Here is a 14,223-nt window from a genome sequence, read left to right on the forward strand (position 1 = left end):
ACCTATTCGCCAAAACCTCTGTAGCAAAAAAATAATAAAGCACAAGATGGAAGGGATCAGCCAAATTTTAAAGAAACCCAAGTCAGGGATCCTGATCGCCGACGACAGCGATGATATCCTGGATTACCTCACCCACGATTTGAAAAAAGAATACATGGTATTTACCGCCAGGAATGGGGAAGAAGCGCTTGCCATATTGCAGCAGGAGCTGATCCAGCTGGTAGTAAGCGATGTAATGATGCCCAAGGTAGATGGCTTTGAACTTTGTGAGAAGATCAAACTGAACCTGGAGCTCAGTCATATTCCCGTGATCCTGTTAACGGCCAAGAACACCCTGCAGGACAGGATACATGGCCTGAAGGCCGGCGCTGATGCCTATATAGAAAAGCCATTCTCATTGGATCATTTATATGCGCAAATAGAAAACCTGCTTTCGGGCAGGTTGAAACTGAAGGAGTGTTATGCGCAATCGCCCGCCGTGCATATTAACAGCATCGCTCATTCCAAAATGGATGAAGCGTTCCTTGAAAAGCTGGTCGATACCATTCATGCACACCTGGACGAAACCCAGCTGGACGTGGAGCGGCTCAGCGTATTAATGAACATGAGCAAGCCTACGCTTTACCGCAAGATCAAATCAATATCAGATCTTTCGCCCCATGATATCATCAACCTGACGCGTTTGAAAAAGGCGGCGGATATGATCAATTCCGGCAACTTCAGGATCAACGAACTGGCAGAGGAAGCCGGCTACAACTCGCCCGGCCAGTTCAGGAGAAACTTCGTGAAATATTTTAAGATGTCGCCGTCCGAGTATATTGATAAATTAATGCGCGTTCACCAATAGTTATTTTTCTTCCGCTTCCGCATAGTTGGCTTTAAGTTGAGGCAGCGTGAGTATAAAAATATTCGACTCTCCGTCTGTAGTATATTCAAGGTTTCCCTGGTGAAGTAATGTAATAGATTTCGCCAGGGATAAACCAATTCCCGCACCGGCGGTCATCGTATTCCCCGACCGGTGAAAAGGTTCAAAAATATTTGTCCGTTCATTTTCAGGCACAATATCCCCGTCGTTTATCACCTGCACCAAAGCCAGCTCGCCCGAGAGCCCCGACTCAACGATGAGCAATATCCTTGAGCGGCAGTATTTAATGGCGTTGTCGACCAGGTTGCTGATTATTTTTATAAAGCCATCGTTATCAATGTTGCAGATGATCACCGGTGTTTTTATCTCTATCCGGTAAACAATCCTTTTATTGCTGATAGCAGGTTGGAAGTTGTTGAAGATCTCTTCGATGATGGGAACAATGTTGCAAGCCGTTAAATGCAGCGCGTAATTGCCGGATTCCATCATCCTGAAATCCAGCAGTTGTTTGGTTAAGGTGAGCAGCCTGTCGGTGTTTTTATTCATCACCATGATCTCATGCTTCATTTCCGGGATAGATTCTACGTTCTTCAGGATCTTTCCCATCGGCATTTTTATAAGCGTAAGCGGTGTTTTGATCTCGTGAGCTACTTTGGTGAAGAAATCGATCTTCGACTGGTAGAGCTCTTTTTCTTTATTCAGTGTGAAGATCTCCATTAACCGCTGCTGCTTCTCTTCGTACCGGTTATGATAGTACCGGGTTGCGAAATAAAATGCAGCGCCAACAACAAGGGTATAGATAAGGTATGCCAGTTTTGTTTTCCAGAATGGCGGCGTTATTTCGATGGTGAAAGATGTCTCGTTAGGCATCCATAATCCACTGCTGTTGGTGGATTTTATTTTAAACATATAATGGCCGGGGGAGAGATTATTAAAATGGATGATCTTATTCTTATCTATATAATTCCAGTTCTTGTCGATACCGTCCAGCATATAGGCGTACTTGACGTTATCCGGGGCCGTATAGGTAAGGGCAACAAAATCAAGACTAAAGGTGGAGTTGTTATAAGGCAACTGGATCTTGTTTTCTTTCAGGAAAAGGTAGTCAGAAAGCAGGTGCCGTGAATTGATGGTAACGTTTTTATTAAAGACCTGCAACTGGCTGATGTAGATAGGAGGAGTGTAGTTGACAGTAGCGTAGTTCTTCGGGTTAAACCTGATCATCCCTTTAAGACAACCAAAATAAATATTTCCTTCCGCATCCCGGAAGGAAGAACGGTGATTGAACTGGTCGCTCAACAACCCGTCGCTCTGTTTAAATACTTTGATCTGTCCTGTTTGCCGGTTGATATATGCCAGTCCCATAGATGTGGAGGCCCAGATATTATTCTCCGCATCCCTGACAATGCAATACACGATATTGCTGGGCAGGCCGGAAGAAGTATTATACACTGAGGCAGTATTTTTGACAGGGTCGACGTAAAAAAGCCCCGACTCAGTACAAACCCAGAGATGCTGATCTGCCTCTTCCAGGAAGTTCAATATTTTCGTTTTATCGAAAGGGTAGTCTCCGTTTACCTGTATAGACAGCTTCCGGGGTTTTTGTTCTTTATCTATATAATAGATGCCGTTTCCGTGAGTCCCCAGCCAGATACGCCCGTTACGGTCCTGGAGAATGGCGGAATAAAACTCGTTGTTTACCAGGTCGGGCAACTGCTGAAATTGTCCGGTTGTAGGATCAAAGTTATAAATGCCATTGGAGGTGCAAACCAGTATATCTCCTGATCTTGTTTTATAAAGAATATTAATGTAATTGCTGTTCAATCCATTGTTGGAAAAAGCAGGATAATGTTGTTTGATCTTGCGGGTTTTCAGATCAAAAACATACAAACCATCTTTGAATGTACCAACATACAGGTTGTCATTATCTGTCAGTAAACCATGTATATTGTTAGGAAGGCCTATGGTATTTTTATTCTCATTGTTATAGTTCACGAACGTGCCTTTATCGGGATCAAACGCTGCAATGCCTTTGTCTTCTGAGCCGATCCAGAGCTTCCCGTACTTATCCTGTACGATCTCCCTGATCACGTTGCCTTCCAGCGATGTGCTGCTGGATGTCGGGAAAAATTTCTCGAATGCAATGGCATGATTAGGATAGTAGTTTATACCGCCAAAGAAGGTGCCCAGCCAGATACCGCCTTCCCTGTCTTTGCAGATGCAGTAGATGGCATTGTCGGCCAGCGAGTATTGATCGTGCGGTACTTTGTGTATATACTGTATATCGTTCGTATAGGTGTTGAGGATATAGAGGCCTGATTCGGTACCTATCCAGAACTGGTGCTCGTCTACTTTCAGCAGGCTTCTTACAAAATGCTGCTGGTGTTTTGAAGCCGGTAGTTTTATTATGCTCCATTGATAATGTTGAAGATCGAACCGCAGCAAGCCTGTCTGCGAAGTGCCGATTAACAAGGCGTTATTCTCTTTGTCTTCACAAATGGTTTCGATGGTATTGGCTGTTTTTACAGCCAGGTTAGACGAGTAATATACGAAGCTGTCGTTCCTGCTGTCATATCTTCCTAACACGCCATTGGCGCATCCCAGCCACATTGTTCCATCTTCAGATTTATATAGCGTGGTGATATTTCGTAATGCAGGTTGTTTGTATGGACTTATTGACTTTGTAGCTACATTGTATTTATACAATATCTCGTTCTCTACGAACCAGATATTGTTTTGATCATCGCCCCGTACAACCCTTACCAGTTGCCCTTTTGTTTTTTGCAATCGTTTGAAAGAACCATCAGTAGTATTCAGGTAGAACAAACCTTCCAGGGTACCGACCCACAAAGTGCCTTTGGCATCTTCGTATAGGTGGAAGATAGGGTTGTTGTTCATAGAATGAAGGGTATCTTCTTTTAACCGGAATATCCGGAAGCTATATCCATCGAAGCGGTTTAACCCGTCCGGTGTTCCAAACCACATGAAACCGTTTTTGTCCTGCAGTGATGTGATCACTGAATTGTTAGACAAGCCGTTTTCCACTTCATAGTGCCTGAAGTATATGGGTTGTGCGCTGCTGCTCCCCCACAGCAGTAGTATCGTCAGCATACCCAGCAGGTACCTCGATACAGGATACAAGATCATAAACGTGTCATTTACTAATTATGCTACTACAAATTGTTGGCGTATGGCGCTCTCTGTTGCTCTCTTTAAAACGTTGGTTGTGAATGCTGTTATTATAGCGCATGATGCCCGGCTGCCAGGCATTGGTGATCTATCATCAAAGAACTTACTTATTTATTAACCCGCCAATAGGATGAAAAACTATCGCGGAAGAATGATACAAATTAAACCTTTTTTGATTCAAAATTGAGGCGCTTGATTTTTGCTTCGCAGTAATTTTACCAACAAGTAACCAACAAATGTGGGGATCAACAACGCCGGGGAAATTATGTAGCGTTCCTACCTGGCTGGATTATAAAGGCTTTATCATACAACTACTTCCAGATAGCATTTTATCAACTACAAAATAAAACATGGTGTAAAGTGTCAAAGGTTAACAATGCTTTGAATTTTTAACATCACAACGCGTTATGATTAGAATCCTGAAATGGCTTCGAGGAAGCCTTCCCTTTGCCGTATTCGGCGGTATGCTTTTAGCTGCCTGTTCCAAGAAAGAATCGTCTGACACCCTGGTTAAATTTGATCCGTCGAAGCCTGTGACGATCAGCAGATTTACCCCCGACAGCGGAGGGGTAGGAACGCAAATGCTCATTTACGGTTCCAACTTCGGAAGTGACCGCAACCTGGTAAAAGTTTTTATTAACGGTAAACCTGCCCCCGTCATCGGCGTAAAGGATACCATTATGTATGTACTCGTTCCTTCCAGGGCAGGGGAAGGCAAACTAACCCTGCAGATAGGTAAGGAAGGAGACGCAAAAGAGGTAGTTGCGGCGGGCGATTTCAAATACCTCTTTAACCAGTCGGTAGGTACGCTGGCCGGGTTTACAGACAAAGATGGAAAAACTGCCATCGTAGACGGCGAGATCGCTAAAGCGCAGTTTGAAGAACCCTACTGGCTTACATTCGACCAGCATAAAAATATCTACATGCTGGAAGAATACAGGGGAATGCGGTTTATCGACTCTGCACGCACCTACGTGAAAACCATGTTCCGTACCGGTAACGGGTTAGACAGGCCAAGAACGCTGGCTTTTAATCCAACCTGGGATACCCTGTATGTAACCAACGATCAATGGGATGATCGCGGTCTTAGTACTGCTGTACTCACCCCCGCTACAGGTTTTACAAAATGGAACGCCCTTATCCTGTCTAAAACTACTAACGGTGGCGATGCCAATCCTATCACCGGCGATTTCTTTTTTAACTCTTACTCCAAAGGAGAAATGTTCAAATGGGATCGTCAAAGCAGGTCTACCAAATTCATGTACCGCGTCGACGACGTGGATTGGGAGTTCAATATACAGTTTGCGCCCAGCGGCGACTTTGCTTACATCGTAGTAGTAAATAAAAGCTATATCCTCAGAACCAGGTTTAACAAGGAAACCGGTACGCTGGAAGCGCCAGTGCATTTCGTTGGCGGAAGAGGACAGCATGATTACCGCGATGGAATTGGCGTGGATGCACGTTTCAATCACCCGCACCAGGGAACCTTTGATAAAGACAATAATTTTTATGTGGCGGATGCAGAGAATCACTGCATCAGGAAAATATCTCCTGAAGGCGTAGTGAGCACCTTCGCAGGCAGGCCACGCGAAAGAGGCTATGCCGACGGTCCTTTGCGCAAGGCCCAGTTTAACCTGCCGCGTGGTATAGTATACGACGATGCCACAGCCACTTTTTATGTTGCGGATCAAGTGAACCGCCGGATCAGAACAATATCTGTAGAATAAACTAATTGTCATTTATAATGAAAGCTTTTTACCTGTCCCTAATCTTAATCTGTATTTCCGCCAAGGTGTTTTCGCAGCAACAACAAGCGACCGAAATCACCGGCGTGGTGACCGATACCAGCAATCTTCCATTGCCGGGTGCTAACGTGGTAGTGAAAGACAGAGTAGGTCTCGGAGCCATCACCGACCAGCATGGACGTTTCAAAATAAAAGTAGAACCTTATCATACCCTGATCGTTTCTTTTATCGGGTTTACCAGTAAAGAAATACCGGTGCGCGATAATAAGGTGATCAATGTAACCCTGCATCCTTCCAATACCAGCGCCCTGGAGCAGGTGGTGGTAACGGCTACCGGTCCCCAGAAAAAAGTGACCGTTACGGGCGCCATTACCACTGTAGACCCGAAAGAACTGCGAACGGCAGGAGGCAACATAACCAACGCGCTGGCAGGCAACGTGGCCGGGGTTATTGCCATGCAACGCTCGGGCGAACCGGGCAGCAACCAGTCCGAATTCTGGATCCGCGGTATCTCCACTTTCGGCGCAAGCAATGCCGCCCTTGTATTGGTGGATGGTTTCGAACGCCCGTTCAATGAGATCAACATCGAGGATATAGAATCCTTCTCCGTATTGAAAGACGCTTCCGCTACCGCTATTTACGGTTCAAGAGGTGCAAATGGGGTGATCCTCATCACCACTAAAAAGGGTAAGACCGGTAAAGTGAACATCGACGGAAAAGTAGAGCACACTTACGTTACCCGTACCCGTACTCCTACATTCGTGGATGGCGACGTATACGCCACTATGGCCAATGAAGCGAAGATCACCCGCAACCAGGAGCCGGTATATACGCCTACGGAACTGGAGATACTCCGCCAGAAACTGGACCCGGATCTGTATCCTAACGTGAACTGGCAGAACGAAATGCTGAAAAAAGGAGCAGACATTAACAGGGCTGCCCTGAATATCAATGGTGGCGCTACCATCGCCAGGTTCTTTGTTTCAGGTAGTTATATCCAGGAAGGCGGAATGTACAAATCAGACGCCGCACTGAAAGAATATAAGACCAACGCCAATCTCTCCAGGTGGAACTACAGGATCAACCTCGACCTGGATGTTACCAAAACAACTCTTTTCCGTATAGGCGTTGCCGGGTTCCTGGAAAAGAAGAACTATCCCGGTTTAAATGATGACATCTGGTATTCGCTGGTAGGCCAGTCGCCGGTTTCTATTCCTAAAATGTATTCCAATGGCCTTGTTCCTGCCTATGGCACAGGTAACAAGACCAATCCCTGGGTGTTGGCCACACAAACCGGCTACCGCGAATTCTGGAGGAACAAGGCAGAAACCAACTTTATTATTGATCAGAACCTGGATTTTATTACTCCCGGCCTGAAAGCTACCGGGCGCCTGGCATTTGACGCCAATAACGACAATAACATCTACAGAAAAAAATGGCCTGAACAATATAACGTACAACGAAGGAGGGACAGGAACGGGAACCTTATCATGAACCGCATTTCACCTGAATCGCAGATGTTCCAGGAAACCAGCGCAGGCGGCGAAAGGGTTTCAGTGTATGAGCTGGAACTCAGGTATGGCCGCACTTTCAACAAACGGCACAGGGTTGAGGGATTGGCGAAATATTTCCAGCGTGAGCTGCGCCAGACGGTAAACCTGGGGGCTGATATTGTAAAAGGTATTCCCCGCCGCAACCAGTCGCTTTCCGGGCGCCTGATGTACGGTTACAACAGCCGTTATCTTGCCGAATTCAACTTCGGGTATACGGGATCGGAGAACTTTAAACCCGGTCACCAGTTCGGTTTCTTCCCGGCAGTTTCAGCAGCCTGGAATATATCTGAAGAAAACTTTATCAAAGATAATTTCAATTGGATCGACCTGCTGAAAGTCCGCTACTCGTACGGTGAAGTAGGTAGTGATAATTTCGGGAACAACCGATTCGCCTTCCTCAGTGACATAAAAGCAGGTCCAGGCTACAACTTCGGCGAAGCTATCAGTCCTAACAGCTACCCCGGCCTGTATTACGCCCAGGTATCGTCTGAACAGCTGACCTGGGAAATAGCCCGCAAACAGGACCTGGGTTTTGAAATGAACCTCCTGAAAAACCTTTTCTCTATCACCATCGATGTATTCAAGGAAAGAAGGGAGAATATCTATAAACAACGTTCCCACCTGCCTGCTATGGTAGGTATCTCCAGCCAGCCATGGGCTAACGTGGGGATCATGGAGAACAAGGGCTTTGATGCCCAGTTCAGCGTAAACAAAAAGATCAAAGCGGTAGATGTGACTGTTCGGGGAAATATCACCTACTTCAAAAACCAGGTGATCGCCTTCGATGAAGAAGCAAATAACCTGAAATATAGGATGACGCAGGGCTTCCGTCTCGACCAGGCCAGGGGCCTCATTGCGCTTGGACTGTTCAAGGATTATGACGATATAAGGAATAGCCCTAAACAGACATTCGGCGCTTACCAGCCGGGCGATATCAAATACAAGGATGTGAACGGAGATGGTATCATCAACGACAACGACGTAGTGCCTATCGGCGCGTCGAGGGTGCCAAGCCTGCTCTATGGCGTGGGCATGTCGATCCGGTGGAAAGGAATAGATTTCAACTTCCATTTGCAGGGAGCCGGCAAATCCTCCTACTTCATCGATGGGCCGAGCGTATACCCGTTCGTGGAAGGCACCTGGGGTAATATCCTGACAGATGTAGCCGCACCAGGCAACCGGTGGATCTCCAAGGAAATTTCAGGAGATCCGTCCACCGAAAATCCTAATGCCAAGTATCCAAGGCTCAGTTATGGCGGAAACTCCAATAACTACAGGGCGTCTACCTTCTGGTTGAGGAATGGAGCATACCTCCGCCTGAAAAACATTGAGCTGGGATATACCCTGCCAAAACAGATCACAACCTGGGCGCATATCAACAACGCCAGGCTTTATATCATGGCGCAAAACCTGGCCGTATGGGATCACCTGAAACTCTGGGACCCTGAACTGGCCAGTGGCAACGGGATGAGCTATCCGTTATCTAAAACCGTGACAGGCGGACTTACCATCAACTTTTAATGAACAAACGGTTTAATCCATCTAATGTTATGAAAGAAACTATAATAAATAAGGTGCAAAGCTCCCAGGCCGGAAAGAGAAAGGTGCGGGCAAAAGGGCTGTTGATACCGTTCTTCTGCGCTTTTACAGGAATGCTGCTGCTGGGCTCCTGCAGGAAGTACCTGGATATGGATCATTACTTTAAAGACAGGCAAAATACGGATACGCTTTTCACCAGGCGCGATTACTCGGAGCAATGGCTGGCAAGTACCTACACCCATTTGAGAAATGAAAATGCAGATGTAGCCAGTAAAGGATATACGCCTTTCAATTTTATTTCGGATGATATGTTCTTTGGCGACAGGGACGATAAATACCGCCGGTATAAGAACGGGGAATATAACGAAGGAGATGATCAGGCTTCCTGGACGTCGTGTTATGAGGGGATCCGCAAGGCTTCTATCTTCATACACAATATAGACAGGAACAGGGAAATGGATAAAGAGGAAATAGCCGACAGGAAAGCGCAGGCCCGTTTCCTGAGAGCGTATTACTACTGGCTGTTGTTGAGGAAATATGGTCCCATTCCTGTTGTGGCAGATGAGGGCGTTGATTATACTACCGATTATGAAAACCTTGCCCAGCCAAGGAATACCTACGACGAGTGCGTTGATTTCATCACCAAAGAACTGGCCACTGCGGCAAAAGACCTTCCGTTGCAACGTACCAACCGGGATGCTGCCAGGCCAACCAAAGGCGCTGCATTAGCGGCAAGGGCAAAAGTTTACCTGTATGGCGCAAGCCCGCTCTTTAATGGCAATAAGGAAATGTCTGACCTGGTAGACAATACCGGCAAGCCGCTTATTTCCCAGGCTTACGACGAAACTAAATGGGCTAAAGCGGCAGCCGCAGCGAAAGATGTCATTGATCTTAATGTTTATAAGCTGTTCACGGCGCCATTCAACGCCGTTGACCAGACAGGAACAATTCCTAAAACCATTGTACCTCCGTACAATCCCAAGTATTCAGACAAAGCTTTCCCGCTTGGATGGAAAGATATTGATCCTTACCAGTCATACGCCCAGTTATTTAACGGCGCTTTAGGTTTTACCGCTAATCCTGAGATCATCTTCTCCCGTGTTACAGAACAGGGAAGCGAAGGAATTGATATGATGGTGCTGCACCAGATGCCTTATTCACTGAAAGGCTGGAATACACATGGTATTACCCAGAAACAGGCGGATGTTTATTATATGAATGATGGCAAAGACGTTCCTACCAATCCACGTGTGACCGGCTTTACCAGCAACAAAGAAGAGATCAGGCCTTTGCCGGCCAATGTGTCTATGCAGTATGCCTATCGCGAGCCCCGTTTTTATGCCTCTGTAGCGTATAACGGCAGTATCTGGGAGAATACCAGCGCCAGGTACGACTACGACAGGTACAAGCAGGTGTTTTACTATAGGGGAGCGCCGGATGGTAAACAGCCATCTTCGCCGGCTTTCCATATCCGGACAGGTATCGGCATCAAAAAGTTCTATAATCCTTTTGATTCATTTATGGAAGGCGGGTTCGTGGTGCCTAAACCAGAACCGGCTATCAGGTATGCAGAGGTACTGCTGATCTATGCAGAAGCGCTGAACGAACTGAATGGATCATACAGCATTCCTAACTACCTGGGAACAGGCAATATCACAGTGTCCAGGGACCCGCTTGAAATAAGCCGGTACCTGAGCCAGATCCGCATCCGGGCCGGGTTGCCTGATTTTGAAGGCGGCGTGTATGCGTCGAAAGAACAACTGAGGAAAGCGCTGAAAAGAGAACGGCAGATTGAGCTGTTTGCAGAAGGGCACCGGTATTTTGACCTGAGAAGATGGAAAGATGCACCGGTAGAAGAAGCTACGCCGGTAATGGGATGCAATATGAATATGACGGAACAGCAGCGGGATCTTTTCTACATCCCGGTAGTGATACCATCTATGCCTACCATCTTTGTCAGGAAGATGTACTTATGGCCGATCTCATACAGCGAATTAAGAAAGAACAGAAAACTGACTCAAAACCCGGGATGGACAATGTTTGACTAAAACACCTGTTGCTCAACAAAAATGAAAGCATAATGAAAAAAATATATTACCTAATAGGGGTGTTGCTGCTCGCTGTAGTGAGTGCATGCAACAAGGAGTGGGAAGACGAACTGTTTACAAAATATGTGGCATTCGCTAATAATGGCGTGGTAAAAGTTGCAGTTAAGTACAAGGAGAAAGGAGGGAATATTCCTGTTAAAATTCCGATTATCTTAAGCGGTTCCACTGCCAATAATGAAAATGTAAGGGTGACGGTTGCTTTGGATAAAGATACCATCGATAACCTGAACTTCGACAGGTTCAGGTTGCGCCAGGATCTGTATTTCCAGGAGCTGCCCGCTGATTTTTATAGTTTCGAATCTATGACTACAACGATTCCCAGCGGCTCCAATACAGGATACCTGACGCTTAATTTAAAGCTGGACGGGATCGACCTTGTCAATAAATATATCCTGCCGTTGAAGATTGAGTCAACCTCTCCTTACACGCCATCTACCATGAAGCATTATAAAAAATCGCTGATCACTATTGTTCCGTTCAACGATTATTCAGGTAAATACTCGGTTGCCGGAGCTGTTTGGGATAGGACGAAACCGGAGAACCAGCAAACGGCGCTGACGGTTCCTTTCAGGAATACCTGGGTAGTGGATGAGAAGAGCGTATTTTTTTACGCCGGGGTAAGTGAAGAAGAGGCGATGGACAGGGCCAACTACAAGATCAAGGCAACATTCAATGCCGATGGTACCGTTACCCTAAGTTCAGATAATCCTGCTATCAACTTTGTTCAGAAGCAGGGCCGCTATACGGTAACAAAAGAAATGGATGGCGTACTGCCTTACCTGGAGAAAACCATTACATCTGCTTACCTGGAATATGAGTACGATGACATCACCAACCCTGATTTCCCTCTAAAATACCGTTTCGCCGGTTCTATGTTACTGGAGCGGTTGAAGAATATCCAGATACCGGAGGAAGATCAACAGGTACAGATAATAGAGTAATACTATCAAATACGCCCCAAAAGTGCAAAGCCCGCGGATCATTTATCTGCGGGCTTTAGCTTTTTTATGGGATAATGGTAATGCTTTTCAACGGTAAATTATTTGACTTTTATCAAAATATCTTAACCCCGGTTTCGCGGTTAGAATTTCAATAAATATTATCTTGCCGCTGTTTAAAGTACGCGGATAGTCATACTGAAACTCCAAAATGGAAGTAAAAAGCATGTTTAACCCACCGGGGAATAACGGGAACAGACTATCCTGTTATCGAAGCATCCCGGTAGCCGCAACAAAAACTGAACTCTAACCATAACAAGATTCTATGTCAGACACGCCGATCTACTTCGCCGAAGGCGATAGCCCCCAAATGATTGCTGCTTTTCAGAAAGCGCAGGATACCTTCAGGTATTTCTGGCGCGAACTCTCCTGGGAATACCGCCGTATTATTCCCGGTCTGGACCTGGCCTGCGTAAAAGCGGCCTTTTCACAGGAATTACCCGGCCGCATTAAGCCCGTAGTGGAACATATGTGGATCAATGAAATTGATTTTGATGGAGAAATGATCAATGGTACCCTTGTGAACCAGCCTAATGAACTTACAAATGTAAACAACGGCGACAGGGTAAGCATACCGTTAAACCAGATCAGCGACTGGCTTTTTGCCATAGGAGGAGATACCTACGGAGGGTTTACCATACAGGCCATGCGCGCTATGATGCCGCCGGCAGAAAGACGGGAACATGACAGCGCCTGGGGACTGAACTTCGGAGATTACAACGATATCCTGCTGGTGAACAACCAGAAAACGCAACCAGAAAACCTGGTCGAACATCCGATGAGCAGGAATATGAAAGCAAAGCTGGAAGAGTTCCTGCAGCAACATCCCGGGGAGGTTAACGGCCGCGATGAGAATGGGTATACCATGTTGCACCGGGAAACCATTGCCGGTAATCTTACCTCCGTAGAAGTATTGCTGCAACAGGGCGCCGATAAAAATGCCGTAACCAACAGTGGTAAAACCGCGCTTGATTTTGCAAGAAAACTCAAATGGGAACACCTGATCCCTGTTTTGGAAAAATAATTTGGAATCATGACAGATGTGATTAACCTGGCCGAAGCGCTGAGGAAAAGCAATTGGCCCGAAGCAATGCAACGTTTGGAGCAGGGAGAGAAGATACAGAAAGACCTGGCCGCGCACGATAAACGGTATATCTACGATCAACTGGCAAGAGCAAAACAATATGATATCCTGCTTGCACTGGCAGGTAACGGGAGCATAGATACAGATCTTTACGAATACGAAAGCCTGGAAAGATCGGTGTTTGAAAGCATTTTCAGGATTATCGGCAATGGCCCTGAAGCGCTGGAGTTCTTAACGAAGTTCCTTGGCAAATTCGATAATATTAATGACGCAGTGGGAGACAAAACATTGTTGTTGCTGGCATTTACGCTGAATGTGCCGCTGGAAGCGATAACCGTGCTTGTAGATGCCGGTTGCGACCCCCGTTATAAGAACAATTATGAAGAGAATTACCTGTTCAATATAGTAAAGGAGTTCAATATAAAGGAAGATACAGGAGTGAAGTACCTGGAATACCTGATGGACCAGGGACTTGACCCTAATGACGGCAACATTGTAAAGGAAACGCCTTTGCATATTGTGGTTGGCAACCGCAAACTAAAGTACCTGGACCTGTTCCTGGAGAGGGGCGCTGATCCGAATCAACCCGGTAAAGACGATGAATCAGCTTTTTACAAGGCCATTGTTCACTCGGTTTGTGACGTACCTATGTATGAAAAACTTGCCCGGTATGCGCCCGCTGATTTTAACCAGGTTAATAAGGCAGGCGAAACATTGATCTGTGGCGCGTTGCGTATGCGGAGCAGGGCTTCCGCGGAAGACGTGGCTTTAATTAAAGCGCTGTTGCGCGACGGAGCGGATATCTACCAGGCTTCCCCTTATTACAGCAAACCTAAAGCCGCGTTGGACTGGGTAGCGGAATATCCCGCAGAAATGCTGGAAGGTATACTGGAAACAGGCGTAATAGATCTCGACAGGCGGGATGATGAAGGGAATACCCTCCTGCATAAAGTCTGCGCTTTTAACGTGAACTACCAGCAGAAGGATGCCCAGCATCTTTATAAGAAAGTAAAAATGCTGTTGGAACAAGGGGCCGACCCAAATATAACGAACGACCGTGATGAAAGTCCCATGGCCCTTGCCAGCCAGGATAACCTGAAGGCCAAAACCGTGGAACTTCTTTTAAAACATAAAGCATAGCA

At 46.3% G+C, this 14,223-nt stretch carries 8 protein-coding genes; 7 read left to right on the forward strand and 1 reads right to left on the reverse strand.

Annotated elements, in window-relative coordinates; genetic code table 11:
* Window positions 1–46: 46 nt before the first annotated feature.
* On the forward strand, window positions 47–847 hold the full coding sequence (locus BLV62_RS06355) for a response regulator transcription factor (protein ID WP_089759818.1): 801 nt from the start codon (window positions 47–49) through the stop codon (window positions 845–847).
* On the opposite strand, the gene BLV62_RS06360 is transcribed toward BLV62_RS06355, so the two are convergent.
* Complete coding sequence (locus tag BLV62_RS06360; protein WP_089759820.1) at window positions 848–4,012, reverse strand: ligand-binding sensor domain-containing protein; 3,165 nt, start codon at window positions 4,010–4,012, stop codon at window positions 848–850.
* A gap of 449 nt (window positions 4,013–4,461) precedes the next feature.
* Between BLV62_RS06360 and BLV62_RS06365 the strand changes: the two genes are divergently transcribed.
* The 6 genes from BLV62_RS06365 to BLV62_RS06390 all read left to right on the forward strand — a co-directional run bounded on the left by BLV62_RS06365 (window position 4,462) and on the right by BLV62_RS06390 (window position 14,221).
* Complete coding sequence (locus tag BLV62_RS06365; protein WP_089759822.1) at window positions 4,462–5,781, forward strand: IPT/TIG domain-containing protein; 1,320 nt, start codon at window positions 4,462–4,464, stop codon at window positions 5,779–5,781.
* A 17-nt stretch (window positions 5,782–5,798) separates the two neighbouring features.
* Window positions 5,799–8,873 carry a SusC/RagA family TonB-linked outer membrane protein gene (locus BLV62_RS06370; protein ID WP_089759824.1) on the forward strand — a complete coding sequence of 1,025 codons (3,075 nt, stop codon included), beginning with the start codon at window positions 5,799–5,801 and terminating at the stop codon, window positions 8,871–8,873.
* A gap of 29 nt (window positions 8,874–8,902) precedes the next feature.
* The gene (locus BLV62_RS06375; protein ID WP_225889521.1) at window positions 8,903–10,939 is read left to right on the forward strand and encodes a RagB/SusD family nutrient uptake outer membrane protein; all 2,037 of its coding nucleotides are present in this window, start codon (window positions 8,903–8,905) and stop codon (window positions 10,937–10,939) included.
* 32 nt (window positions 10,940–10,971) lie between these two features.
* Complete coding sequence (locus BLV62_RS06380; RefSeq protein WP_089759826.1) at window positions 10,972–11,940, forward strand: DUF4973 domain-containing protein; 969 nt, start codon at window positions 10,972–10,974, stop codon at window positions 11,938–11,940.
* A 322-nt stretch (window positions 11,941–12,262) separates the two neighbouring features.
* Window positions 12,263–13,021: a DUF2314 domain-containing protein gene (locus tag BLV62_RS06385; protein ID WP_089759828.1), complete on the forward strand. Its 759-nt coding sequence runs from the start codon at window positions 12,263–12,265 to the stop codon at window positions 13,019–13,021.
* Window positions 13,022–13,030: 9 nt separating this feature from the next.
* Window positions 13,031–14,221: an ankyrin repeat domain-containing protein gene (locus tag BLV62_RS06390; protein WP_089759830.1), complete on the forward strand. Its 1,191-nt coding sequence runs from the start codon at window positions 13,031–13,033 to the stop codon at window positions 14,219–14,221.
* Window positions 14,222–14,223 lie beyond the last annotated feature (2 nt).

This window comes from Chitinophaga terrae (ex Kim and Jung 2007) (assembly GCF_900107795.1).
Classification (GTDB): Bacteria; Bacteroidota; Bacteroidia; order Chitinophagales; family Chitinophagaceae; genus Chitinophaga; species Chitinophaga terrae.

What these genes read in the sequence shown, in the direction of transcription:
- BLV62_RS06390 (WP_089759830.1), top strand. Translation starts at nt 13,031, where the DNA reads ATGACAGATGTGATTAACCTGGCCGAAGCGCTGAGGAAAAGCAATTGG.
- BLV62_RS06375 (WP_225889521.1), top strand. Translation starts at nt 8,903, where the DNA reads ATGAAAGAAACTATAATAAATAAGGTGCAAAGCTCCCAGGCCGGAAAG.
- BLV62_RS06385 (WP_089759828.1), top strand. Translation starts at nt 12,263, where the DNA reads ATGTCAGACACGCCGATCTACTTCGCCGAAGGCGATAGCCCCCAAATG.
- BLV62_RS06365 (WP_089759822.1), top strand. Translation starts at nt 4,462, where the DNA reads ATGATTAGAATCCTGAAATGGCTTCGAGGAAGCCTTCCCTTTGCCGTA.
- BLV62_RS06355 (WP_089759818.1), top strand. Translation starts at nt 47, where the DNA reads ATGGAAGGGATCAGCCAAATTTTAAAGAAACCCAAGTCAGGGATCCTG.
- BLV62_RS06380 (WP_089759826.1), top strand. Translation starts at nt 10,972, where the DNA reads ATGAAAAAAATATATTACCTAATAGGGGTGTTGCTGCTCGCTGTAGTG.
- BLV62_RS06370 (WP_089759824.1), top strand. Translation starts at nt 5,799, where the DNA reads ATGAAAGCTTTTTACCTGTCCCTAATCTTAATCTGTATTTCCGCCAAG.
- BLV62_RS06360 (WP_089759820.1), bottom strand. Translation starts at nt 4,012, where the DNA reads ATGATCTTGTATCCTGTATCGAGGTACCTGCTGGGTATGCTGACGATA.